The organism is Parachlamydiales bacterium (assembly GCA_041671045.1).
GTDB lineage: Bacteria > Chlamydiota > Chlamydiia > Chlamydiales > JABDDJ01 > JABDDJ01.
The window spans coordinates 41,467-66,821 of sequence record JBAZCF010000006.1; the positions used below are offsets into that span (position 1 = coordinate 41,467).

Genomic DNA, 25,355 nt, shown 5'->3' on the forward strand with positions numbered 1-25,355 from the left:
ATTGCGTCAGAAAAAAGATCACTGTAATCGCTCCGATTTTATTTGAAAAGTCGAAAGAAATATTAGGTGATTGGGTGGGGGTAGAAATTGCGGTACCAGGCGACAAAACGGCCAAGTCCTTCATCGAGGGAGATCTTAGGGGAAAAACCTAGGTCTTTTTGACTTTTTTCGATATCGGCGTAGGTGGCGACGACATCGCCCAGCTGCATAGGTTTTTTTATGAGGATGGCTTTTCTGTTTAGGTGTTTTTCGAGGGATTCGACAAGTGACATTAATTTCTCGGGTTTGTGGTTCCCTAGGTTATACACTTCACAGGTGCAGTTTTTTTCTATGGCAGCGTCTATTCCGGCAATAATATCATCAATATAAGTGAAGTCCCGCTCCATGTTTCCGTCATTGAAGATGGAGATGGGCTGACCTGCGAGGATGGCTTTAGTGAAGCTGAAGTAGGCCATATCCGGTCTTCCCCAGGGTCCGTAAACGGTAAAAAAACGGAGGCCGGTGCTTTTTACTTTGTAGAGATGGTGGTAGGTATATGCCATGAGTTCGTTGCATTTCTTAGTGACACCGTACAGGCTGGCTTGATGGTCAGTCCGGTCTGTGGTGTCGAAGGGAACTTTTTCATTTAAGCCATACACGGAGGAGGAAGAGGCGTAAGTCAGGGGGATATGTGGAAATGCGCGGCAGGTTTCAAGCACATTAAGAAAACCCTCAATATTTGCCTTGATATATGCTTGCGGACATTCCGTCGAATAGCGCACTCCGGCTTGGGCAGCCAAATGGACGAGGTTATCCGGTTCGAATTCTTCCGTAATTTTCCTAAGGACTTCGTTTTCAGCAATATCGGCGCGCAGGATAGAAATGCCTTCTTTTTCGAGAAGTTCGCGTCGTTTTTCCTTTAAGAGAGGATCGTAGTAGGAATTAAAGTTATCCACTCCTAATACCGTGTTTCCTTTTTGCGCGAGGTATTTTGCTAAATGGAAGCCGATGAATCCGGCGGCGCCGGTAATAAGGATTTTTTTGCTCATGATAAATTTTATAAATCGGTAAGGGAGGAAAAGGCTATCCTAAAAAAAATTATTCAATCTATATCTATACAACTATACACAATACGGTGATTTATTCGTGGCAATATGTTGAATATCAATCCTAGCAATGAAAATTCAGAAGATTATTACGAAGCTTACGATAATACTAAACTAGGTAGAGGTATTTTACGCCGTAAATGGCTGGTTGCATTTTCCACTCTCCTCTTCTTTTTATTGGGCAGTTATCTAACTTTTAGCTTTCTGACTACATACAAAGCTGAGGCGGTCGTTGTTTTCCAGGAGCAGAAAGACCTTAAAGATGCTGCGAGTGGAATAACCGTCGTGGATTTCAGTTTACCAACGGCTTTGGACATCATTAAGCTACCCACTAATATCGAAGCAGTCAAATCCATCCTCAGTTTGAATATGTCCACCTCTGCGCTGGCGTCGCTGTATGAAATCCCTACTCCACGCAGCGAGTCCAACCTTATTCGTATTATTGCACATAATGCCAATCCTGCTTTGGCTATTAGTTTAGCTAATACTCTGGCAGATGTGGCTGTAAAGAATAGCCAGAAGTATACTGAAAAGCAGCTTCAATTAAATTTACAAAACTATCAGGGCGAGCTGGAGACAACCCGCAACCGATTAAGCGTTCAGTTAAATGAGTTAGAAGAGTTTAAGAAAAAATTTCAATATTTTGAGATGACTCCTAATAATGTGACATTGCTGAAAGAGATTTCCGAGGCTAAAAAAAATCTGCAGGATGCTGAAACGAATTTCAACACACTGTTAGTTGAGTATCAGAACCTTAAGAGAGAGTCCGCAAATTTACCGTTATCTACACGTACGGCCTCCTATACATTTATAGCTCGTATCAACGCTTTAGAATCAGCTCTAGTAGAAGCTAAGACAAAGTATTCCACTGAAAATCCGAAATTGAAAGCTTTGGAATCCGAAATTGAGCAGTTAAAATCGCGTAAAAATGCCCCGTCGAAGGACGAGGAAAATGTGGGTAGTCCTGATTTTGGAAAGGATAATTTAGAGATTGAACTCATACGTATGCAGGGAAGAGTCAGGGCTGCGCAGAAGACTAAGCAGGATATGTCAGAGCGATTAATAGACCTGCAAAAAGCTCTAGTGGATTTACCGGCTCTGCAGGTGTCTTTTACTAAGCTATTGCAAGCTAAAGAACTTACTATCGACCAGGAAAAATTTCTTACAAAAGCGATTGAGGACACTAAGCTTATGCTTAACATCCCTCGCGGCAGCTTAGAATTCTATCAAAAAGCTTTAGACGCAAAACCTTCACGTGATTCGATACTGGTTTATTTCTTGCCGTTTGTGGGAGCACTATTCGGTTTATTTGCCGGAGCAGCAGCTGCTTTATTGTTAGAGGTGCGGGAAGATAAAATCAGGACCGCTAAACAGCTTACCAATACCTTTGGCCTACCCTGCTGGCAAGTAATTCCGGAACTGCCTAACTTACTTCCCGGTACGAGTGCGGAGAGGTTAAAGTTCTTTATTAGACGGATCGATGAAAGGTTAGAGAATGTTCAGGGAGAGGTGGCTCCATCCAAAATTGCCCTTGTAGGATCGCAGGACGATGAGGGAAAGACGGTCCTTGCATATAATATAGCACGATATGCTGCAGATAGAGGTAAAAAGACTGCGTTTCTTTGCATGGAAAGTAAAAGCCCGCAAGAACTGCCGCAGTATACCAAAGCTGGCGTAGAAAAATTCCTCAAGGGTGAAGCAGGCTTAGATGAAGTGACGGATAATATTGGTATGGCATTTTTAAAAATTGTGCGCGAAGAAACGGCGATGAAAGAGCTGATACGCTCCCCTCGCATGGCTGAGCTTTGGAAAGAATTAGAAATGAAATATGAATTCATAGTGGTCGATACACCTGGAATTATTGCTGAAGATTATTCCATCAATCTGGCCAAGCAGTGCAATATTGTCCTTTTTGTCATTGATTCCAGTCATACTCCTCAACAACTTATTGAAGAGTCTTTGCAAAGTTTATCAAAAAACGGCATAACGCCCACGGGTGTTATTTTAAATCGGGCAATGCCCATTTATATAGAAGACGAGACTATCTTACGGCAATTGCAACCACGCGGAAAGAATGCTTCGAATACTTAATCTATTACTCGTCATTTTTCTTGTATCCGCTTGCAGCAGGACTAACTCATTAGAGAATTTAGTGCACACGAATAGACGTCCGCAGGTGATGACGTACGAAGCGGAGTGTGTGATCGACTATGATATCTGCTGCCAGTTTGATGAGTTTCCGGCTGCTTTTCCGGAATGTGTAGAGTTTTTGCCTATAGACCATAATCCACAAATCCCTAAGGAATATGTTTTTGGAGTTGGCGACGCCTTGGATGTGGGTATATTTGGCGATGATGAGACTTATGTTGAAGATGCGACGATAGCCCCTGACGGCAACTTATATTATCTATTTCTCGATGCCATTCCTGCTGCAGGATATACAGTAACACAGCTTTCGCATGCTATTGCAGCGCAGCTCAATGATTTCTACGTGAATCCTTTAGTTTCTATTGTCCCTAAAACCGCTATAAACAGAACCTTCAGCATCATCGGACGCGTCAACTATCCGGGAGTTTATCCACTTTTGGAACCTAAAAAACTGCGCGATGCCATTGCCGATGCCGGCGGCCCTATTACCACATATTATCATGATTCATTACGTTCCGACATCTATGAATTGGCCGATTTGAAGAATTCCTTCTTAGTGCGCGACAATAAGAAGATGGCTTTGGATTTTCAAACACTGCTCCATGCGGCGGATAATTCCAGCAATGTGCCAATACTTCCTGGCGACTACATTTATATCGCTGCAGCAGAGCACCAGTACGTCTATGTCTTAGGAAATGTCTTAACACCGCAGAGAGTTTCGTATACGGAAGGATTGACTGCGATGGGTGTTTTAGCTATTGCAGGGGGGTGGAATAGCGGAACGCCTTATTCTGCCGATCCCTCCAAGCTCTTAGTTATCCGCGGGTCGTTAAAATGTCCTTGCGTCATGCAGGTAGATTTGGATCAGGTGATGGCGGGTTTTGCACGGGATCTTTTTGTACAGCCGGGGGACATCATCTATGCACAGGATAAAACAGTCCGTTTTGGCCGTGAGTTAGTCAGGCTAGCAATTTCAACATTCCTCCAGTCCTTTGCATCATCTGCGGGTAGTTATTGGAGCAGCATTGAATGGTTCAATTAATGGCACATACTAGGTATTTTTTCATTTTTTTCGTATTGTTTGCCGGAGTTTTATGCGGGCAGGAAGAGACTTTATGGGAGCCTCCTGCAGCACCTATCAACCACATAGATCTTCCTGACATAGTCATTGAGACAATTGAGATTGGTTCACAAGGTGCTGCTGCTTCCAATCCCCTTTTTCCTGAAGCGCCCTCAGCTTCGCCCGTTATTATAGAAGATGAGAAGCAGAAAGCCCATTCTGAGAGTGATTCAGCAGATAGGGAAACATCCGGAGAATATCGGTTAAGGATAGGCGATACACTTGTTGTAAGTATCTATGGGGAGCCTAACTCGACTCGGACGGTGAATATCGACCCGACGGGTTGCATGTCATTTCTCTTTGTTAATGCACTCCAAGTTAAGGGGTTGACAATTGGGGAAGCAAGGTTGGCTTTGCAGAGGAAGCTAAAGAAATATTATAAAACGCCGCTCGTCTCCATTACTTTGACAGATTATGCAGGATATTATTACTCCATTCTAGGAGAGGTCCGCCAACCGGGTAGATACCGTATCAAAGGCCATTCGACAATTCTGACTGCCGTGGCACAATCTGCAGGATTTAAGACACAGGAATACCGTTTTGAGACATATGATCAGGCCGATTTAAAGCGTTCCTTCTTAGCTAGGAATAATGACTATTACCCTGTGGACTTTGAGCGCTTAATAAAGAGGGGTGATACTTCTCAAGACGTGGATCTAGAAAATGGAGACTATATTTATATTGCGCCCTCCTATTTAGACAGAGTCTTTGTTTTGGGGGAGGTGCGGCGTCCCGTGTTCATCCAGTATTTGCATACCATTTCATTGGCAGAGGCGTTAGCTGAGGCTGGCGGATTGAATTTTCGCGCAAGTTCTCGTGTAGCAATATTACGGGGCTCATTATGCTCCCCTACTCAATACTTGATCGATATCAACCGTATTTTGAAAGGGTATGCCTGTGATTTTACTCTGGAACCTGGAGATATTATCTATGTTCCTCCCTTCCGTTTTAATACGATGAAAGAGATTGTAAAAAGCGCAATCCGCACCTTCGTAGGAACGGTGGCTTCTGTTGCAGGTACGCGAGCATTTATTGCCATTACTCCCGCTGCTGATGATGCGGATTTGATTCAACCGATCCCTATTATCAACACCGGTGGGAACATCATTACCCCGGTAACGCCCTTTACACCGCAGTTTTAGCCCAAGGGTTAATGCGATTGCGTTCATCCTTATCCAATAGAAGGTAAAGTAAAGGAAGGGTAACGGCAACATATAAAAAACCTGCTGTAAGGAGCTGTTTGGCAGCTTCTCCCCGATCTTTGGGCAGATCTTGCTGGAGCATCAAAGCGATAATAACCGCTGTAATATATGGGGCAACTCCGGGCAAAAAGACCTTTTGCAGATAAATACGTTGCGAAATACCGATCATGGAATTGCTATAGATTATGTATGCAGTAGCGGCTATGATCATGCCACCGGCAACGCCCCAGTTTATGGCTTCCAAGCTTATTCCAAAGTATTGTTTAGCAATAAAAAATCCTGCGCAGCAGATAATTAGTTGTCCGACGGCGTAATAGAGCTCTTTTCCGGGCTGTCCGGTACTTCTATAGATAGCAGATGCAGGCCCTGTTAGTGTATCCATCTGATAAGCGATTGTAAAAAAGGTCAGGATTTGAACAGCCGGACTGTATTTCTCGAGATTTCCCAACCACAGCATGATCAGAGGAATGGCCCAAGTCCAGAGAAAGGCCAACATCAGCCCAGCTAGCATATGCAGATACCTGCCCCCTAACAGATACAATTCCACTATCCCTTCTTTCTCATTCTTAGCATGCATATAAGCTGTAGAAGGAAGAAGAACCATATTGAAGACGCCGGGGAAATTGATAGCTGCCAAAGGGATCTTCTCCCCTATATCGTAGAGGGCGGTTGTGGCTGGACCAAAGAATGTTCCTGCAAAAATCTTTTCTAGGCTGCGATTGAATACACCAAGCATGCCTGAAAGCTGTACAATTCCTCCAAAACGATAAAATAGGTGTAATGTCGCTTTATCGAAGTCATTAAAACGGAATTTCAGTTCAGGAAGATAGATTTTACATGCTGTAAATTGAGCGGCTACAAGGTAAATAGTGCGGATAGAGTAGGCGATAAGCAAGCTGTAGATACCATATCCTTGGTTTAGAAAAAAAAGAATCAGTAGGACTTCAAGGACAAATGCGCTTGTGCTGATCATCCTTTCCATGGCGATTTTCTGTATGCCTTGCATGATGGCACTGAAGGCACCGAAGATTAAATCGAAGAAAAATACCAATACAGTTCCGAAGATAAGCCAAAAAGCTAAATCCAATTGTTCTAAAGGAACATTTAGCCAGATTAGGGCTTTGGGGAGGAATAAGAAGACTAAAGGGATGAGTACCAAAGCTGCTATTGCAATAGAGAGGATGCCCGTAGACATCAACCTATTGATTGCGGGGGTGTTTTCGTGGACGTAATATTCTGCACTATATTTCACATATACATTGGCGATGCCAAAGACTGACATTCCTATATAACTGATAAGAATGAAGGCATAGGACCAGAAGCCGTATTCCTCGATTTTGACATAGCTAAGAACTAGAGGAGGAACGATCAGTCTAGTGCCAAAAATGATGATCAGCATAGACATTGTAATAAGTACATCGCGGCTAAACTGCTTGTGCATATTCTCCCTAGGAGGACTTGTGAAACTTTAGAATTCGTTTACATGTAATGTATCCCTGTGTTAAATAAAAATTTAGGATAATTATTTAGAGGTAGAAATGGCTGCTGACAATACAAAAATTGAATCCGTACGAGTGGCGCTGAAAAGAATTTTTGCGTTACCAGTGAATAAATCCACTTTTAGGCAAGTGCAAAATGCAGTTGCTGTGATCTTCCAAAGTGAACCTAACCATGCAAATGAAGTATTAGAGGCGCTTTTCACAGGCAATTTTAAAAATGGGCAGGAATCGCTTAAAGGCCTTTACAAAGAATATGACGAGCAGTTAAAAGTTGCCCGCGAAGTATTTGAAAGGGGATCATTCCTAACATTGATCACTTCAGACAGACTTGCACAAGGCGATAGAGTCATGTTCAACAATCTAATCCGCAGGATCGACGGCGAGCAGATAGAGTTTATCACTGACATTGAAAGTACATTCCAGATGATAAAACACTTTATTGGAAGACTCCAGGAAGTGCAGTCATTGGATGTAGATAAGAAGCTTAGAGAAGTTGTGAAAAATGAAATCGCTGATCTCCACCGTATGACCGACACAATAATTGCAGCGAAGTAGTAAAAGCTTCAAAATTCAGAGCGCTCGTTGCGTTTTAACCTCAAATACATAGAATGCTGCTCCATTTTAAGTATTTGGGGTTCCTGTTGTCAGTATTTCCCTTTTTCAAAAAAGTTATCTCCCTTCTGCTTCTCCTCTATGTGCAACAACGTTTGATCATACAAAAAACCAGCTACGGGGAAAAGACTTTTCTAATGCAGTAGAGAAGCGAATAGCAGGTATCTAGAAAATACCTGCTGAATTATAGACCTGTCAGCTTACGGAAAGAACTGAGGGGCTTACGCATGATAAAATAAAGGAGAGAAACTTTTTCGCCATACAGAACGGCCGTTCCTTTTAGACCTAAGCGGGCCTGGTTCTTTTCGTCTTCCCATTTTGCTTCTGCGATGAAACTAGGGATTTGGCTTTCAGCTATCAGGCTTTCATTGGCGATATAGTTGATTCTCGCCAGATGAGTCACTTCCGGTTCGATATTCAAATATACACGTACGGGCTCTTCTAGGTTAAGGGGAATGTTATCGCTTTCAGGAATCCAAATACGTACTATTGTATCATTAGGCTCGCTGATGGTTAGGATTTTTTCACCTACCTTAACAGGTTTTCCACGCCATTCTTCCGGACTTTGTAAGATCACTACGCCGCCAAATGGAGCTTGTATGTCCAACCTCCCTTTCTGATAAACGGCTTGTTGAAAGCGGATCTTCGCCTTCTCTAACTTTAGGGTAAGCACTGATATTTCTGTTTGGGAAAGAGTATCTTGCAGCCCTAAGGTCATGGAACGGTTCAATTCTTCTTGAGCAATCTCGACTTCTTTCTGCGCAGCTTTATATTCTTGGTCGGGAATTTCTTTGTCGTAAAGCGCAAGAAGTTCATCCGCTTTCACTAATTGTCCTGGTTTGACCACGATGCTATCGATGACACCATCCAGAGGAGCTTTTACTACAATAGGATTACGTGGAACAACCTCACAAGGCGCAACAACACGGAGAGGGATCTGGATCACGAGACCTGTCAACAAAAGTAAACTTCCCAGCCAGAGAAGGCTTTTCTTATTGATGCGCTGTCTCCAAGGACGCCATGCAACGCCGAATTTCTCCCAGGCACTCGTATATCCCGGGAAAAGACAAGAGGAAACGATCTCTAGGGCATCGTTATTTTTTTCGTAATATTCTTCAGTAGAGATATTCCATGACTCTAACCAAACACCTACACGTGGTTTTACGTCCTGTAAGGGGAACCAAAATATTGTTTTTTTTGTATCGCCAACAAACTTCTCCCAGGCATCGGACTGTGTGTTGAAGCTGTCTTTATTGATAACTTGAGGCTTGTCAGGCTCTTTAATATCGGCGACAAGTTTTTCTATCTGTTTGGACAATGCAGAGCGTTCGTTAACTCCTATTTGTCCTGAAGCGCAGGTGAGAACGGGACGGCTGTCCCATTCCCATAACAGTGCACGGTCATAAGGGAGTACGACTTTGGTGTCGTTTACAATTAGAAATCGCAGTGCCTCACGGGTAGGCACATTGAATGACTTAATTAATAAACGATTCGAAATCAGGAGATGGGTTGAAACCCCTGATTTAATTTCTCTCTTCGTTTGTACCACTCTTCTTTCTCATGTAACCGATATCTTGCTTCGGTAAATGTGCTGCCTGTGTTTGAGATAGCTGGGTCAATCCTGTCATACCTACGCGAAGTTTGTCGTCGCTATTATCAATCTCTGCTTCAGCTTTGAAAGTGGAACTTGAGGGGTCGATAACGGATCCAACACGTGTGATTTTACCTGTGACGGTTTCGCCTGTCTCTCTAATTTTAATAGAGATAGGATCACCCACTTTTACTTTGGTATAATAGCTTGAGGGCAGCAATAGACGAGCGCGAAGAATAGAATCATCAATAATTTCTACGATTTTTTTCCCAGGCTGTGGTAACTCATGTTCTTCAACAGCAAGTTCAACAACTTTGCCGGAATAAGGAGCTTTTATACTTGTTGCTCTGAGATTTTTGTTTGCCAAAATAACATCGGCGTAAGCACTTGCTACGTTAGCTTCTGCTTCTTTCAGTTCAAACAATGAGGCAATTTTTTCTCTGTACAACTGCTCTTTAGCAGAAAACTCTGTTTTAGCACGTGCTAAGATAGCTTCTGCTTTCAGGCGGTTTGCTTCCAGCACTGTAGGGTCTTGCAGAATGAGAATATCTCCTTCATTGAAAGAATCGCCCATACGGAAGTTGATTTTACTTACCGGGAATTCTACTTCTGCAGATAGCTGAGTACGATAGTAAGGATCTAAAATAACACGAAAAAGTTTTGTCTGCTCTTGAGGCTCGACTTCAGGTGTTAAAGTTGTATCAAGTGAACACAGACTTCCTGGGTAGCTAAGAGCAGCTCCGCTGATCCACATCCCAATGACTAAATTCCGTAAGATGTTATGCATAAAAGTTACCCTTTGTTTATCAATAGTTGTGCGATGGGTTCATAAATTCATCGAAGTCCGGATCATATTGCAAATCACTTCCCTCTGGGGTCCTGATTGGTTCGGATCGATCAAAGTTTTGTTCAGGAACATATCCTGGCTCTAGCATGCTCCTTTCAGTAGAATCTACATCCCAAGTATTCGTTGAAGGTAACTTATAAGAAGGATCATACTGTGATCCTGCGCCTTCTCCGGAGGAGGATTTCAGCCATGACTCATTTTTATTAACTGAAGATGATGTTTGCTGCGGCAAACGGAAATCTGTATCCAAAGGGTTGTCATTTTGCGTGTCTTTGGGGAGATTGATATCCGATTTGTAGTTCATCATATCGCGCAGGGAAGGAAAATCCTGCATTAAAGGAGGCAATGCCTGCTGTTCAGATTGAGTATAACCTTCCATTACGTCTTTCATTTCATCTTCTTCTTCGCAATCACATGGGCATCCATCTTGGTTTGTAATATACCCTGGAATACCCAGAGCATTATTTAACTGCTCGATAGATATTTGCGCTTCGCCATAGGCTTTAAGGGCGTCAATTTCAGCGAATAGGGCATCTGCTTGGAATTTGATCACATCCGCAGCATGCAATCTACCGGCTTTTTGTTCCTTTTCCGCAGCGTTTAGGATTGTAGCATATGTTTCCTTCAAGTCATTTACAATTTTGAAGGATTTGAAGTTATCCATATATGTCAGGTGGGATAAGTGGACTTGGGTAATCACGCCGACAGAGACAGCTAATCTGTTGTGTCTGGCTAGAACTTGGCGCCATCTTGCTCCCCTTTCATTCACTAGCTGGCGTGGAATTTGGAAGAGGTTCCATGTAGCACGTAAACCGGCCTGAATCCAGTGGTTATAGATAAGGAATGAGTTGGTATCATTGTAGTTACCGGCGAAAAGCTCTGCACTGGGGAACATTTGCAGAACGGCAATTCTAGCTTCTTCCACCATGACTTGTTCTTGCAGATCTCCGATATATAATTCGGGACGATTTTTAAGAGCGCATTTCTCGTATTCACAGATATCGATATTTTTCAGGCAAGGAAGAGGTTCAATGCAAGGTTCAGCCAATTCAAAAGTTAGGCAAGGAGGCAGAGCCATAAATTGGCTTAATGCCATTATAGCTTCATGATAGTCCCTAGCATATTTTTGAATATCCCTTTCGATATTCAGCAATAGCGTTTTAGCAACAAGGCCTTTTTGGACAGGAATAAGTTGTTCTTGGATTTGTCTAACAAAAACAGCGGCTTTGCTCTTGGCAGAACGCAGCAGACGGCGTCCTTTTTCGATCGCGTGTTTTGAAGCAATGGCTTTCCAGTATTGTTTTGTAATATCCAGGACTAAGTTTTGTTTTAGCCTTTCGTATTCCATGCGAATGATCAGGCCTTTGTCGGCTTCTTGTGCTGAACGATAGTAGGCAAGACCGAAGTCAAGAAGGTTCCATACAGCATAGAAGTTGTAGAGTGTACGTGCTCGCGTTGCGGAGATACTTGGAGGAGCAGGGGGTATTCCAGGGGATAATGATTGGGAGAAGGATCCGGTATTGTTATTTCTATCACTGCTATCCACGCTTGCTATTAAGCTAGGAAGCATCTTAAGTCTTTCACCCGTAACGACTTCTCTTTGAACTTCATATTCATAGAGCTTAACCATTGCATCTAGGTTTTGCTCTAGAGCAATTTCAATAATATCGCAAAGTGAAAGAGGTCGTAATGGAAGATTAGTTCTTAGATTTAATTCTTCATACTCAAACTCTGCATTAAACTCTCGTGATCCATCATCTATATATGGATTATGATAGCATCCTGAGAGAAGAGTACTTGCTAGTAATGCGAAAAAAATACGTTTCATGTTGTTACTCAAGAGCTAAGGAGTTAAACTTTTTTGATTTTAATGCAATAAATACATAAATTTTATTTTTTATTGTATAAAAATTATTATGACAAGTATTTTCTTTAGTTCAGAAACCCCTCTTCCTGCTTTTCGCCAGGATCTTCAGGTCTTTCGTGGACCTGACGAGAAGGATGGCTATCCAAGCTATTCCTTATTTGATCCTATCATGGGCCAATATTTCCGCCTTTCATGGTCTGAACTCACCATAATGAAAGCTTTAAAGCCGGGCATGACTCCGGAATTGCTCCACGAATATTTGTTAGCAAATACTACTTTAAAACCGACCATCGAACAGCTTAAAATGTTCTTTGAAAGTGCGGGAGCTCGGCATCTTCTGGATGTAAAGCTTTCTTCGGAACATTTTTATTTGCAGGCAGTTAGGAAAAAAGGAAATTGGTTCTGGTGGGTACTGATGCATTATCTCTATTTTCGTTTGCATTTGACAAATCCTTCCAGCTTTTTAAAGCGAACACTCCCTTATGTTTCCTTCTTAGCAACTAAGACGATGTTTGTGCTTTATGCCATCCTCACGATCTACGGGTTGTCTTTAATTTTTTCCAAATGGGATACCTATTTTGCGACACTTTTGTACTTTTTCAGTGTATCCGGGGCTTTAGCGTACGGGTTGGCTATAATCCTTGTTAAAATCATCCATGAATTAGCACATGCCTATACGGCAGCTTACTTCAACGTCAGGGTCCCCTCTATGGGAGTGGCGTTTATCGTGATGTGGCCTGTATTATATACGGATGTGACGGATGGATGGCAGTTACGGAAAAGGAGTGAGAGGTTTTTCATATCGGCTGCGGGCATTATTGCAGAGACAATTATTGCCGGCTTAGCAACGATAGGGTGGTCTTTTTCCGAGCCCGGCATTTTTCAAAGTATGTGTTTTATAGTCTCCACTTCTTCGTGGGCATCCACCTTAATGATCAACTTGAATCCTGCGATGAGATTTGACGGCTATTTCTTATTAAGCGACATGTGGGGAATAGACAATTTGCAGGAACGGGCCTTCCGTTACACCCGCTGGAAATTGCGTTATTTGTTTTTGGGTGTGGATATGCCCAATCCTGAAGAAGAATTAGCTGAAAGCCATGCTTTTGGATTAATAGTTTATACTATTTATACCTGGATTTATCGATTTATTTTATACGCTGTTATTGCGGTCTTTGTTTACTATGCGTTTACAAAGGCTTTAGGCATTTTCTTATTCATTTTAGAGGTAGCGGTTTTTATTTTATGGCCGCTTTTTAGTGAAATCAAAGATAGCGCAAGATTGTGGAAGATGTTTCATTTAGGAAAAAGACAAAAAATCATTTGGGGCATCATAGGACTAATTCTTGCATGGATTGTACTTCCATTGCCCCACCAAGAGTCTGCTACAGGTGTAGTCGTCCCTACAGAGCTCGAAGGGGTATATGTCCCTGAAGCATCAAAAGTGAAAAATGTTAATGCGAAAATCAATGATCCGGTGGAAAAAGATCAGACTTTAGTTAGTTTAGATTCTACACCGCTTAATTTATACCTCAAAGAGCTGGAAGCTCAGATGGAACTGATACAGAAACAGATCGATACTCTCGAAGCGACTGAAGATAAGAAGTCCTATGTTCCCGGTAAGCAGGCTGAGCTGTCAACAACTAAGGAAAAGTATATCGGCGCTAAAGAAAGGATGAACAATCTTGAGATCAAGGCCAAAAGCTCCGGCGAGCTGTATCAGTGGAACAGATATATGTACCCTGGACAGTATTTAGAAGGCGGGACACTCATTGGTAAGATAGCTGACATCAAAGACCTAAAGATTGTTACCCTCATCCCGGAGATACTGCTTAATAAAATACAAGTAGGCTATAGCGCAACATTTTGGGTACCTAGCACGGAAGGGTATTATCCTGGCGAAGTGACTAAAATCGAGCCTTTTAGAACAGATAATTTGAAATACCCTCAATTAGCTTCTATCTATCATGGAGAGATTGCAACAGTGGAGAAAAATTCCCGATTGGAACTTGTCGACACGTATTACACAGTTGAGGTCAAATTAAATCCCGCCCAGAAGCTACCTATAGGAACTATAGGTTATATACGCTGGCATGGACCCTTTTCATCACTCCTCTATGACTGGATCAAGAAGGTCCGCAGCATTGTTGTGCGTGAGAGCGGATTCTAAAATTTCGGAAGGGTACATCTTTTCAACAAGAAGATTCAGTCCCGAAATATGCTTTTTGAGACCTTCCAAAGTGTTTTTGTAGTCATTATCTATACAATATTCAATAATCTGCTCTAACTGATGATGAATTTTGAGAGTTCTGGAAGGTTGAAGCTGCATTTTCCAATAGAGTTTACAAAGATCTGTTTGCAGTTGGACATCAGATTCGATTTCTACTTTTGCAGCCATGTTCATAGGAAAAAGAAAGTAGACTAACCACTCCTTTACAAAGAAGAACTGGCTTAGTTGAGAGAGGATATTATGTCCGATTTTACCCTTTTTATCTAAGGGAGCTAGAATATCTTTCAGCGTTTTACCATCTGAATACGGCGTATGTAAGTATTGGAGCCATTGCTGATGTGGAATCAAGTGAGAAACCTCGCATAGGACTCTCCACACACCCACTGCGCTGTCCCAATTTGCGGCTTCATCCTCTAAGATTTTGTTAACAATTTCTTCAACAACTCCCCTTAAATATGTTTTGAAATCGGGACAGAGAATCAACCAAGCTTGGAAGAAAATTTTTGTTTCATACTCAATAATAGAATGCAGGATATCAAAATCAAATGTGTTAGATTTGATCAGGTGATAAATCTTTGTTAAGTATCCATCGGCAAGTGGTTCAGGATCAATCTTTAAACTAGCGGCTTTTATTAGATGGATTTTGAGTTTCAATACTTCCAACCATTGTTGAGAACGTAGCTTTTCCAGTTTAGTTACCGAGGCAAGATCTAACTCTAACGCTGACCTAGTATTTTCAATGATTGATTTAAGACCGTCTACTGTTTCAGGCACAGCCATTGACTGAGCATATAGTTCAGAATAGTTTTGTTTGAAGTACTCCAGGACAGGAAGAGCATTCTGAGATGAGAAATGAAGCAAAGAAATGCCCTTTTCGCCCTTCAATAAAAGACTTTCAGGATTGAGGTCAACGATATATTTAAGCACCCCATACCACTCTTCTTTAATGGCAATAAAAAAGAGGGTTACGCGACGTGCAGAATTATTCACATTATACTCAATGATATTCTTACTATACTCCGGATATTTCTTAAGGAGGTATAATGCCTTTTCTTCATTCATGCATTCTAAAGTGAATAGATAGCCCGCCTTCTCATTGCTGCAAAGCGGCAGCATTTGGTCGAGAAGATCAAACTGTTCAGCTTTCAATACCTGGGTGAAATCTAAAGAATTAAAAATGTCTTGTTGTTCATCAAGATTTAAAAATAGCGCGTTAAAATGGAACAGCCAAAGTTTATATTTAGATTCATCGGTAATTAAAGGAGATTCGAATAAGTCGGAATGGGCAATAGCTATTTCGTTCCAACCAAACTTCTTCGCAAAATCTTCAACAAAAACCTCAATTTCTTTTTTGAACAATGCTAAGAAGGTTTGATTACTATTTTCTTTAAGAAAGCTCCAGAAATTTTTACCTTCAAATAATGTAGAGTTAAGTTCGCAAGCATTAGCGAGTGAGCAGAAGGAATATGCAGCAATTTTAGCATCCCCTAAGTTAACCGCATCAGCATTATCTAACTTGACTGTATCCGCATCATCAAATTCATCTGCAACAGTATTCCCTGATTTAACACCCTCTTCATCCCTATTTGCAGATTTATTTCTGACTATATCTATAAGAGTCCTTACTTCTTTGCCTGCATCAAAAGCCATTGTGCTTAGGGAGTGTACTTCTTCCAAACCTTCGGATAGCATTGAGAGTATTTCAGGGCCAAAGTTGAAGAGGGTTAGCTTTGAAATAAATTTCTTCCGAACTGATTCCGATGTGAAATCTACATTCTCTTTGAGTCCACGGATAAAGTGATCTCTAGCTGTATACAGCCCTGAAACATGGGTATATTTTATTAATGACAAGTATATAATATCAGCATAATGGAGGAGTTTTCTGAAATCAGAGTACTGAAAATTGAAGATCTCAAAATAAGTTAAAATGGTTTTAAGAGGAGTTTCAGAACTACCCCAACCGTCTTCCGTCGCAATTTCATTTCTGTAACCTCTTTTAATATTCTCTAAAAGGGTTTTATCCTCTTTCTCTTCACTCTGCAATAGATATGCGATCACATGGCGGTACTGATTAGCATTCGTTAGATTACGTTCCTCAAGAAGAGGTGCATTAAGTACCCTTATGTATCTTTTATCCCCTTGATTTTTCAAGTGGTGAAAAAAAAAGCTAAGGATAGTTAAAGAAGCATCTTCAGGAAGAATAAGATCTACATATTCAAGTTTAGAAGCAAGATGGTCTGCTAGTATCCTCGTTTTTTCAATTGAGATGTAATCAAACTGTCTAAAAAGTGCTTCGAATACTCCCACTCTGAAATCCAAATCTACAGCATTAAAAAATTCGCTCGATAAAAGAGTCTTTAGCTGTGTGTCGGATCCTATCTTACATACTTGAAATATGAGTTCGGGCAGATAATCTGAATTTTCATGTGCTAATAATAATAGAGACTCCAGGCCTAAATTTTGGTTCTTGGAAATTTCCTTATAAAAATCGCTTAAATACAAGTTAAGGGTGCTTTGCAATCCTTCAAGTTGAGTTTTCAAAGCCCCTTCAATAGAAATAGTGTTAGATAAAGTGTGGGTTTTTGCAAGAAAACGTGTAAGTTTTTCCTTACTTAAAGGAGCTGTTTTTTCTATTCTTATATTCCAACGTTGGAGAATGGCGGAGGAGATGTTTTGTTCTGTAAAGAGAAATTGGTTAGTTTTTACTGAAAGGTAAATTCTCTTTGCAAACTTATATAAGACTGAAGGAAGGTTAAAAAATAGTTGAAAGCGACTGTTAGAGACTGGAAAAAACAGAGAAATTAACTCAGAACTTTTATTATTAACAAGATCAACTTTCGACATAATTATTCCTAATTCTAAGGAACTAAATATATCTACTGATTACTTAAAATAAAAGTACTATTACCAAGGAATTTCGGGTGAAATCTTCCCGCGATGCGTGGACTTCCAGGCATCTTTATAGAGATTGAGAAGTAATATCGTCTCCTCATATTTAAGTTTGTTGGTCCAATTTTTCAGAAGCCGCAGATATTGCCATCCATTTTCCAGCAGATATGAAGACCAAGCTCCTAACCTTCCATAATGCTTTCTATAATAGAGGTATGTGCTTTGAAAACGCCATAGGCCTACTTGTCGTGCTGCAGTAATATGCTTCCCCTCGATAGCTTGCAGGGAAGCGCTTCCCAAATGAATAGAAGTCAGATCCTGCCAATAGCGGATGGTGCCATACTGTTCCTTAAGGGTGCGGCAAAGATCCACCTCCTCGAAATACATGAAAAAGCGTTCATCAAATCCGGCGCACGCCATCAGCAGATTTCTACGAATTATGACAAACGCACCAGGAACCCAATCAGGATAAGGACATTGCTCGTAGGAATGATTTTTAAATAAGCCTATACGCTGGACTAGGTCACGCCAGGGTGTGGGAAAAAAGCGGCTGGAAATTTGCGGTCTACCCTCTCCACTCATCAGCTGTATACCTCCGGCAGCGACTCCTCTCTCCCTTTCCATGCGCTTTAATGCTTCCTTTAGCACTCCGTTATGCAAAAGAAGGTCGCTGTTGATAAGTACTACGTAAGTACCTGTAGCGTGCTGAAATGCCAGATTATTCGCTGCAGCAAAACCTAAATTTATGGGTGAAAGTATGAGGGTGAATTGTGGAAATTCGTTTTTAACCATATCAGCGCTATCGTCAGTGGAGGCATTATCCACTAGGATGACCTCGGCTGAAAGATCTTCAATTTCTGAAGCTACCCTCTTCAAACATTGGTAAAGGATATTACTGGTATTAAACGAGATGATGACAATGGAAAGGACTGGGATATTGTTCGTACCGGATCTGGCAGACATAGGGAACTCGATTTTCTTGCAAAATTGCAGTTTCTACTATTTATTTCAATCCACTTATTTCTTATCCCTATCGGTACGCACCCATTCCGCATCGGATTTGGCGGCTTTAAAAATATCTTTAAGCAATGTGAGTTTCCATAGAATATAAAAAGGGGCTGAAGCAAGAACCCAAAGATCTGAAAGCTGCCCTTTCAATGCGATGGACGTTAAAATGTGCAATGCTAAAAGTAGAAATGAGAATATTGCCGCGGTAGGCCAAAAGAAAGCTAGTGGAATAAGCAAAAGCGCATAATAAGCTAAAGGAAGAGATGTCAACTCGAAAAGTGGTTCTAAAGTATGCCAGTTTCCATGAAAAGTTTCTTCCACTAACCTAGGAAAAAGCTCCCTAGCAACTCTTAGCCGTCCCCCTTCCCACCGTGCTCTTTGTGTCGCTGCACCTTTTCCTTGTATAGGGGCTGAGGCATAAGCGGCTGTCTCGTCGCAAAAGAAAACCTGTATTTTAGCTTGGACCAGCGCGCAGTGGTACCATAGATCTTCTGCTATAGCATGAGTATCAAAAGGCACTTGCAGCAGGACAGAGCGATGAAGGGCAAAACCTAAACCTAGTATGCCGCAGGATAGGCCTAAACGCGAGCGTCCTCTAGGCCTGAGGTAGTTCATAGAGTAGAAAGCCACCCGCATAAGTTTTTGGCGCCAATGAGATGCGGATTTATCCATTCCGTAATAGGCCTGTATTGCAGATACACCTTTTTGCGCATATGCTTGTAAGGAGGCTATGAAGTTCGGTTCCACAATACAGTCTGCATCTAACACAACAAACCAATCGAAATCTTCTTTAAGAAGAATATCAAAGGCATAATGCAAAGCCTTATTTTTACCTCTATTCAGAGTATCGATCCTTTCAATCACTCTATAACCCATTTTTCTTGAGATCTCTGCTGTTGCATCATTGCAATTGTCTGCAATAACGATTACCTCTGCCTGAATTGCATTAGCCTTTAAGCTATGAAGCAGATGTGCAATTTGTGTTTCTTCATTATGGGCTGGAATAACAATGACCCATTTACCTTCCAGAGGCTCTTTTTGAGCAATATTCCTGCGTGGCAGCAGCGCCCCTATAGTCACAATAAGGAGTTCTACTGTTGTAGGCAGAAGGATTAGAAAGATTAACCAGCCCATTAGATCGCTCATTAGGGTGAAGGGGTGCCGGGACTTAAGATGACAAAACCATAGGAAGGGAGGGTGAAAGTCACATCCCTTTCCGTAATTTGCGTAGGAGCGGACCCAAAGGTTACGTCTTGAGCGTCCTCATTGGTTGAAATCGGGCTGGTACTTTGCAGCCAAATTGCTAATTTAGGTAGCGTATTACTATCGTAGGGAAATTCTATAGTCACCGTTTGCGGCTCATCATTTCCATTGGTCGCTGCTGCAGTCCATTGTGTACCGTATTGGAAGGCACCGATGACAATTTTCTGGGCCTGCGGCTGCTTGTCTATTGTTTTAAGATTTGTACGGAACATTTTACCCCCAATGACATAATTAAGCATCATCACAGCCATTCCTGTAGGACGCATTCTTTTGGTTGTGATGATATCCCGCATAAGGCCCCAAAGGTTTACATAGTCTTGGATTTCGGCCAGAAAATAACCATACTGGGCAAAATTGGAAGCCATGATAGGATTGTATCCTAAAAGCATGGCATTGAGGATATTCTGTGCTAAAGCCGCTCCGGCTGCTTGTCCTGAGACGTAGCTGTTTCGTTCTTTAGCGGGCAGATTACCCAATGTTGTATGCATGTTTATTTCGTAAATGGACAGTTCCTTGCCGTGATTTTTGGCGACTTCTGCGTTTCCGGTCATTTGTCCATATTCAGGGGCGAATAGGTCTTCCAAGATTTTCTTTTGGTTCATCCCCTGTTCAAGGTAATAGAAGTAATAGGGTGCGGTAGACATCATATCGAAATTCTTCGCATTCAGCATGTACTGGTCAGACACCCAGGGATTGGCGTCTTGTCCATTCAGAACCTTTTTAAGCGGAGTTTGAGCACCCGCACTGTCTTCAATGAGTCTAAAAGCCCTATCGGATACTTGTCCATGAACGTCGTAATAAGGAATACCTAAGGGACGGAAAACCCAGTTCCAATTTTCATTGCCGAATTCGATGATGATGGAGCTGAAGTTATACTTCTGATTAGCCTGTGCTAGATATTCTCCAAAAGCTTTGTATTCGCTGTCGTTCCAAGTGACTGGAACGATGATCCAAGGGTTTGCCCCTATATCTTTAGAGAGGGACAGATGATCCTCGATCGAAAAGCTAAAAGATGGCTGGGGATTGCTACCTGCAATATGCATCATCCAAGTACGTCTTGCAGATAAGGGGGCGATCCTATTTTCAAAAGAGTCGCCTAACGGACCGCTATCCCGAAGGAATGAGGGGTGAAAAAGGGTAAGGATATCGATGACTTCTTTTCGAAATGGAGAGTTCCCAGGCTGTACCTCACCAAGGGAAACGTCGTCAATCCAGATCGGAGTATTCCCATAGGCATTGATGCTTAATATAATCGTCGTAGGGGGGCCTGTATCCACAGGATTGAAGTTGACTATATATTGCTGCCATTCGGTATTAAGCTGTATTTTCTCCTCAAGATATGGCTGTGTTCCATTTAAGCGTAAGAACTTGATCTCAAGATGGTCGTTAGGATCCTGTGCTTTTGCCCAGATGGAAAAAGTCCAACGCCCATTGACAAGCAGCAACTTCCCTCCTTTGTCGCTCATAGAGTCAAAAAAGAATAGAACGCGCGCTGGATCATTTCCTCGGGGATCCATACGTAAAGACTGGTTACCTGCGGACCCTGGACGTTTGGTGCTTTTGTCTACATGGATGGTATCTTTTGAGTCTACCGGTATCCACCAGATAGGAACCGGATCTTTCTCTACCGTCAAGGTAACAACAATCATGTCTTTAGCATTTAAAGAAGGGAGAGGATTATCCACGAAAAACTGAGGAGCCCCTCCCAAACCTTCTTGTACATACTTTTTTATGGTTCCACGGGTACCGATATGGTCTCCGCTCCGTATTTCAAATTTAGCTCCATTCCAGTAGTTGTCCGGAAGCCCCCAGCCGCTATGGTCAGAAAAACTTTGAGCATTGCTTTGGGATACAAAGACAATACGCCTATCAATATAGCCTTCAAAGCCGGGGTTCTTTAGGATATTGCGCATGAAATGTCCTGAACCGGAAGTTGACCAATAACCCAGATTGATGCCTACCCTCCAGGGATGGACTTGTACAGGGAGAGGGTCTATTCCATAATGGATGCTCTGATCTTCTTGAGTTTGACCTAACAAAGGGGAAGACAAAAGAAGAAAAGTCAAAAATAAACTCTGGCAGTAACTTAGCATATTAAAATAGGCTGCTTAATGTTTTTGTGTTTTTCTCTAAATTATATTCATCCTCTATTCGCTGCCGTCCTGATTGAACAATTTTCTGTTGCAGCTCAGCATTCTCGGAGAGATGCGCTATTGCATTCTGTAAACTAATAACATCTGAGGGGGCTACAAGGATTCCGTCAATCCCATTTCTGATCAGTTCCGGCGTGCCATTGATCCATGTGCTGATGCAAGGAATTTTCATGGCCATAGCCTCCATCAGAACAATAGGGATGCCTTCGGCAAACGTAGCCAGAACAAATAAATCTGCATGCTGCATATGTTTTAAAGTTTCATGATGGGATAAAGGCCCTTTGAAGCGTATTTCATCCACCACATCTAAGCGCATAGCAAGCTCCTCAAGTTCAGCCCTTTCAGGCCCGCTTCCTATCAAAGTCAGCTCAAAAAATTTTCCCTGTTCCTTAAGGTTTGCAATAGCTTGAATTAGGATAGAGAATCCCTTTACTGGAACTAATCGACCTACGGTAACAATTTGTTTTCTTGGGTTGTTGCTCTTTTCATGGGTTGAAGGCAAAGGAGTAATTTTGCTCACGTCCACACCCATACGGACTATATGCAGCTTTTCCCATTCTGTGATTTTGAGATGCTTCAATATCTGGCTTTGAGAATAAAAGCTGATGCACCGAATCCAATCGGCATCTTGAACCTTGATAGGCAGGCCTTCCATTGTCTCATCATAGAAGATATCCGGACCATGAATCGAAAGGGAAAGCTTAAAGGGTTGAAGGCGTTTTGCAATCATAGCCACCGTAGCAGCCACATTCCCGAAATAGGCATGTACTTGCTCGCTATTCTGAGCGCTAAACCAGCGTGCCAATAGCAGGGCTTCACCAAAATAGCCAAATAAGTATTTTATGCTCCGACGTGTTTGCCGTATATATTTCCATGTGAAGCTCAATGCTTGAAAAAAGCGTACAGGATTGAAGATGAGGTATTGAAATAGAGCGTCAATGGCTGTAATGACACCCTTTTCTTTGATATAGAAAGTATTTTTTTCTTCTTCTCTGACTTCAATGCTTTTAGCCATCTCTTCGATATTGGAATTATTGATGGACGCCACCACAACTTTTTTACCCGCCTGGCGTAGAAAAGCAATTTCTTGCTGTATAAAGGTATGGGATACGGCAGGATAACAACTTATAACGTAAATGATAGTATTAGAATCTGACACGTAATCTCCTACTAGGTCTATTTACAACCATAAAACCTTCCGCCCATCCCATGAGTAGGAAAAACAAAGGTTGAATTTGTAAACCTAAAAAGACGGTAATAATTGAAACTGCAATAGCCACAATACATCCTAGTAATGTATAGCACAGGGATTCTTCTATTCTTAGCTCATCATCAAAGCGCAATCCTTGTCTAGCTAAACGGACGCAAATCCAAAAAATGACAAATAGGAATGAAGCTAATCCTAATAAACCATGTTTTAATATTAGAAAAAGATATTCATTATCCACAGATTGCAATGCTGCATCGTGCGGCCAGGTAGTATATCCCCAACCAAGAAATGGTTTTTGCTCTATAGCCTGGTAATAACTTTCAAATAACTTAGCCCTGTAAGCAGCGGTCGCCGTCATGTCAGGCGAGAGTGTGGCCGAAACCTCGGCATAATACCTATAAACTATGTATCCAAATATCAGAGCTAAGAAAAAGGTTATAAGCCTCCAACCTAGAGCCCACGTATGACGACGGGAATATCCTGCTGTTGCAAATAATATTCCTGAAGCAGCCCCCACGAGGGGGCCGCGGGAGATAGTCATCAGTAATCCTAAGAGGATGATGCCGGCAAAAAACCATCCTTTTGAAACTGGAATAGGGCTTGTCTCTACATTTAATTCCTTGTAACTGCTTCTTGGCACAAGCCACGCAAAGCTAAAAAGAAAGTTTAAACTTTTTATCCAGCGGTGGAAAAGCGTTTTAGGGATGGCGCGGTGCGAATGGCCCCATTGTCCGGTCCGTGTTAGCCAATAGTTGAGGATAAATCCAATAGAAAGTGCAATTCCAAAAAGAATAGTTTGTACAAAAGGTCCGCCGATACGCACCAAGCCATAACGATATAGTGTGGGCCAATCTTCTCCTTGACCCGGAAAGAAGGGCTTCATTACAGCGACAAAAGGATTAGTGACAAAGCGCATTTCGTATAAGGAGATAATGACGCATATCACCAATAAAATAACGATACGAGAGGCATAAAGATCGCTTTTACCTTTGCGATGAATTAAGGCTTTAGCTAACAGATAGGGAAAAGCTACTTTAAAGACCATGTCGATCAAAAGAATTAAGGATAGCCTTTCTTTCCCTTCAATATGTGCCGTATTGTAATGCTCCGAAACACAGCAGCAGAAAATAAAAAGAAAAATCCAAATGTCCATCCAGGACCAACTCCAAAAGCGGATGTATTTGACTGCACAAAAAATAGCAATGGGAAAAATAGCTGCAGAAGCCGTAGAGAGACTTGGAAGTCCGCTGATCTCACTGTAAAAAACCTGTGGTACAAGAATCAATACGGGCAGGTAAACATTGCGGAAGGCGCTTTCATCCCCTTTAACGCATAAAACTATAATAGCGATGAGTGCCGGAAGGAATATCAGGAAGAACATGAGTGCCCTTCCTTTGCTATAAATTCATTATAGGTATCTAGGATATCATTCGCTTTAGCACTCCATGAAAAAGCTTTAGCTCTTTGACGCGCGCATTCACCCATTTTTAGCCTTCGAGAAGGATTGAAAGTTAATTCTTCCATAGCAGAACTGAAATCAGCCGCTAACGTTTGGGGATCAGTCGCCGATAAAAGGATTCCGCACGAAGAATCGGCATATTCCCCTACACCCCCGTAGTTCACACCTACAATAGGCAACCCTGCAGCCATAGCTTCTAGGATGACCGCACCTCCAAAATCCTTGACAGAAGGGAAACAGAATATGTCCGCACTTTCATAGTGCGGCAACAACTGATTGTGGGGAACCCAGCCTGTAAATTGTACAAAGTCTTCTAAGTGCAACTTATGGACGAGAGCCTCTAGTTGTTTCCTTTCCGATCCATCCCCCACAATTGTCAGACAAATTTTCTCCGGCATTAGCTGAAGGGCATTGATAAGTATATCTACGCATTTAACAGGCTCCAAACGCCCCACAAATAAGGCGCGGCAACCGTTCTTTGCCTCTCGTCTAAGAGAGAAGTATTCATCATCGACTCCATTTTCTGAGAGTTTCACTAGATTGCTTTCAGGGAAAATGACTTTAAGTGCTTGCAACGTATAATCTGAACCAACCCATACCACTTTGGAATTATGGTAGGTTGTTTTGTATCCCGGAAGATATTTGGCAAACCGTTTCAATGCCTGAAAACCTTGATGTTCTTTCTTTGCTACTTCAGAAAAGCCTGGGGGAAAAGGAATTCCCCCGTTCACCGGGCCCAGGAAAAAAGGGGTGGATTTACACACGGAAGCAATTTTCACTGGATAGCGTGGAATAATCGGTGTGAAGGCATGCACTAGATCAAAATTACCCCTCGCCACTGACTCTGAAAAATGTTTATACACAGCGTGGTTGAACTCAGCATAAATAGGATAAAGCAGTGTATGGAATAACGGCCAGCGTGTGGCGCCCCTTGTAAGGAAAGACTCCAAAAACCGGTAATAATAGGTAGAAGCCCTGCTTTCAGGGAAAAATACGATATCTGCATCAGGGTGCAGTTTAAGCAAGGCTTCTTTATTTCTACCGTGTGTTGCGAGCGTGACATCGGCAACAGCGCCTAGCGCCCGGTATAATTTATAACCTAAAAAAGGGACAGAGGACATTTCAGGATGGCATTGTTCAATGATTAATAAAACCTTCAACCTCCTTGAAGT

17 protein-coding genes are annotated in these 25,355 nt (G+C 41.9%); 5 read left to right on the plus strand and 12 right to left on the minus strand.

Translation table 11 applies throughout. From position 1 onward, the window contains the following. Nucleotides 1-62: 62 nt before the first annotated feature. Nucleotides 63-1,028 carry an SDR family NAD(P)-dependent oxidoreductase gene (locus tag WC222_07830; GenBank protein ID MFA6916292.1) on the minus strand — a complete coding sequence of 322 codons (966 nt, stop codon included), beginning with the start codon at nucleotides 1,026-1,028 and terminating at the stop codon, nucleotides 63-65. 105 nt (nucleotides 1,029-1,133) lie between these two features. On the opposite strand from WC222_07830, the gene WC222_07835 reads away from it, so the two are divergent. The 3 genes from WC222_07835 to WC222_07845 are packed head-to-tail and all read left to right on the plus strand — an operon-like array spanning nucleotide 1,134 to nucleotide 5,495. Then, nucleotides 1,134-3,176 (plus strand): hypothetical protein, encoded by a 2,043-nt coding sequence (locus WC222_07835; protein ID MFA6916293.1) that lies wholly within the window; start codon nucleotides 1,134-1,136, stop codon nucleotides 3,174-3,176. Then, nucleotides 3,160-4,275, plus strand: coding sequence for a polysaccharide biosynthesis/export family protein (locus tag WC222_07840; GenBank protein ID MFA6916294.1), 1,116 nt, complete (start codon nucleotides 3,160-3,162; stop codon nucleotides 4,273-4,275). The genes WC222_07835 and WC222_07840 overlap by 17 nt, the downstream gene beginning before the upstream one ends. Next, on the plus strand, nucleotides 4,275-5,495 hold the full coding sequence (locus tag WC222_07845) for a polysaccharide biosynthesis/export family protein (protein ID MFA6916295.1): 1,221 nt from the start codon (nucleotides 4,275-4,277) through the stop codon (nucleotides 5,493-5,495). The genes WC222_07840 and WC222_07845 overlap by 1 nt, the downstream gene beginning before the upstream one ends. On the opposite strand, the gene WC222_07850 is transcribed toward WC222_07845, so the two are convergent. Beyond that, nucleotides 5,479-6,996 (minus strand): oligosaccharide flippase family protein, encoded by a 1,518-nt coding sequence (locus WC222_07850; GenBank protein MFA6916296.1) that lies wholly within the window; start codon nucleotides 6,994-6,996, stop codon nucleotides 5,479-5,481. The two genes, WC222_07845 and WC222_07850, sit on opposite strands and share 17 nt — an antisense overlap. A gap of 97 nt (nucleotides 6,997-7,093) precedes the next feature. On the opposite strand from WC222_07850, the gene WC222_07855 reads away from it, so the two are divergent. Next, a complete protein-coding gene (locus tag WC222_07855) occupies nucleotides 7,094-7,609 on the plus strand; it encodes a CT_584 family protein (GenBank protein MFA6916297.1) in 516 nt (171 codons plus the stop codon). A gap of 241 nt (nucleotides 7,610-7,850) precedes the next feature. Here WC222_07855 and WC222_07860 read toward each other — a convergent pair whose 3' ends face one another. Genes WC222_07860 through WC222_07870 form a run of 3 tightly spaced genes read right to left on the minus strand, consistent with a single transcriptional unit; the run spans nucleotide 7,851 to nucleotide 11,932 of the window. Further along, nucleotides 7,851-9,131 carry an HlyD family efflux transporter periplasmic adaptor subunit gene (locus tag WC222_07860; GenBank protein MFA6916298.1) on the minus strand — a complete coding sequence of 427 codons (1,281 nt, stop codon included), beginning with the start codon at nucleotides 9,129-9,131 and terminating at the stop codon, nucleotides 7,851-7,853. 58 nt (nucleotides 9,132-9,189) lie between these two features. After that, complete coding sequence (locus tag WC222_07865) at nucleotides 9,190-10,044, minus strand: efflux RND transporter periplasmic adaptor subunit (protein ID MFA6916299.1); 855 nt, start codon at nucleotides 10,042-10,044, stop codon at nucleotides 9,190-9,192. 19 nt (nucleotides 10,045-10,063) lie between these two features. After that, complete coding sequence (locus WC222_07870; protein ID MFA6916300.1) at nucleotides 10,064-11,932, minus strand: TolC family protein; 1,869 nt, start codon at nucleotides 11,930-11,932, stop codon at nucleotides 10,064-10,066. Nucleotides 11,933-12,020: 88 nt separating this feature from the next. Between WC222_07870 and WC222_07875 the strand changes: the two genes are divergently transcribed. Beyond that, a complete protein-coding gene (locus tag WC222_07875; GenBank protein MFA6916301.1) occupies nucleotides 12,021-14,141 on the plus strand; it encodes a site-2 protease family protein in 2,121 nt (706 codons plus the stop codon). On the opposite strand, the gene WC222_07880 is transcribed toward WC222_07875, so the two are convergent. Genes WC222_07880 through WC222_07910 form a run of 7 tightly spaced genes read right to left on the minus strand, consistent with a single transcriptional unit; the run spans nucleotide 14,079 to nucleotide 25,343 of the window. Further along, entirely contained in the window at nucleotides 14,079-17,045 is a 2,967-nt protein-coding gene (locus WC222_07880) for a hypothetical protein (protein ID MFA6916302.1), read from the minus strand. The genes WC222_07875 and WC222_07880 overlap by 63 nt on opposite strands. Nucleotides 17,046-17,105: 60 nt before the next feature. Next, a complete protein-coding gene (locus WC222_07885) occupies nucleotides 17,106-18,053 on the minus strand; it encodes a glycosyltransferase family 2 protein (GenBank protein ID MFA6916303.1) in 948 nt (315 codons plus the stop codon). A gap of 54 nt (nucleotides 18,054-18,107) precedes the next feature. Then, nucleotides 18,108-19,232, minus strand: coding sequence for a glycosyltransferase family 2 protein (locus WC222_07890; GenBank protein MFA6916304.1), 1,125 nt, complete (start codon nucleotides 19,230-19,232; stop codon nucleotides 18,108-18,110). Nucleotides 19,233-19,243: 11 nt separating this feature from the next. After that, on the minus strand, nucleotides 19,244-21,427 hold the full coding sequence (locus tag WC222_07895; GenBank protein ID MFA6916305.1) for a hypothetical protein: 2,184 nt from the start codon (nucleotides 21,425-21,427) through the stop codon (nucleotides 19,244-19,246). Between the two features lie 28 nt (nucleotides 21,428-21,455). Beyond that, nucleotides 21,456-22,673, minus strand: a complete 1,218-nt coding sequence (locus WC222_07900; GenBank protein ID MFA6916306.1) for a glycosyltransferase family 4 protein — start codon at nucleotides 22,671-22,673, stop codon at nucleotides 21,456-21,458. Continuing rightward, nucleotides 22,660-24,105, minus strand: a complete 1,446-nt coding sequence (locus WC222_07905; protein MFA6916307.1) for an O-antigen ligase family protein — start codon at nucleotides 24,103-24,105, stop codon at nucleotides 22,660-22,662. Before WC222_07905 ends, WC222_07900 begins: the two co-directional genes overlap by 14 nt. Next, nucleotides 24,093-25,343: a glycosyltransferase family 4 protein gene (locus WC222_07910; protein MFA6916308.1), complete on the minus strand. Its 1,251-nt coding sequence runs from the start codon at nucleotides 25,341-25,343 to the stop codon at nucleotides 24,093-24,095. Before WC222_07910 ends, WC222_07905 begins: the two co-directional genes overlap by 13 nt. Nucleotides 25,344-25,355 lie beyond the last annotated feature (12 nt).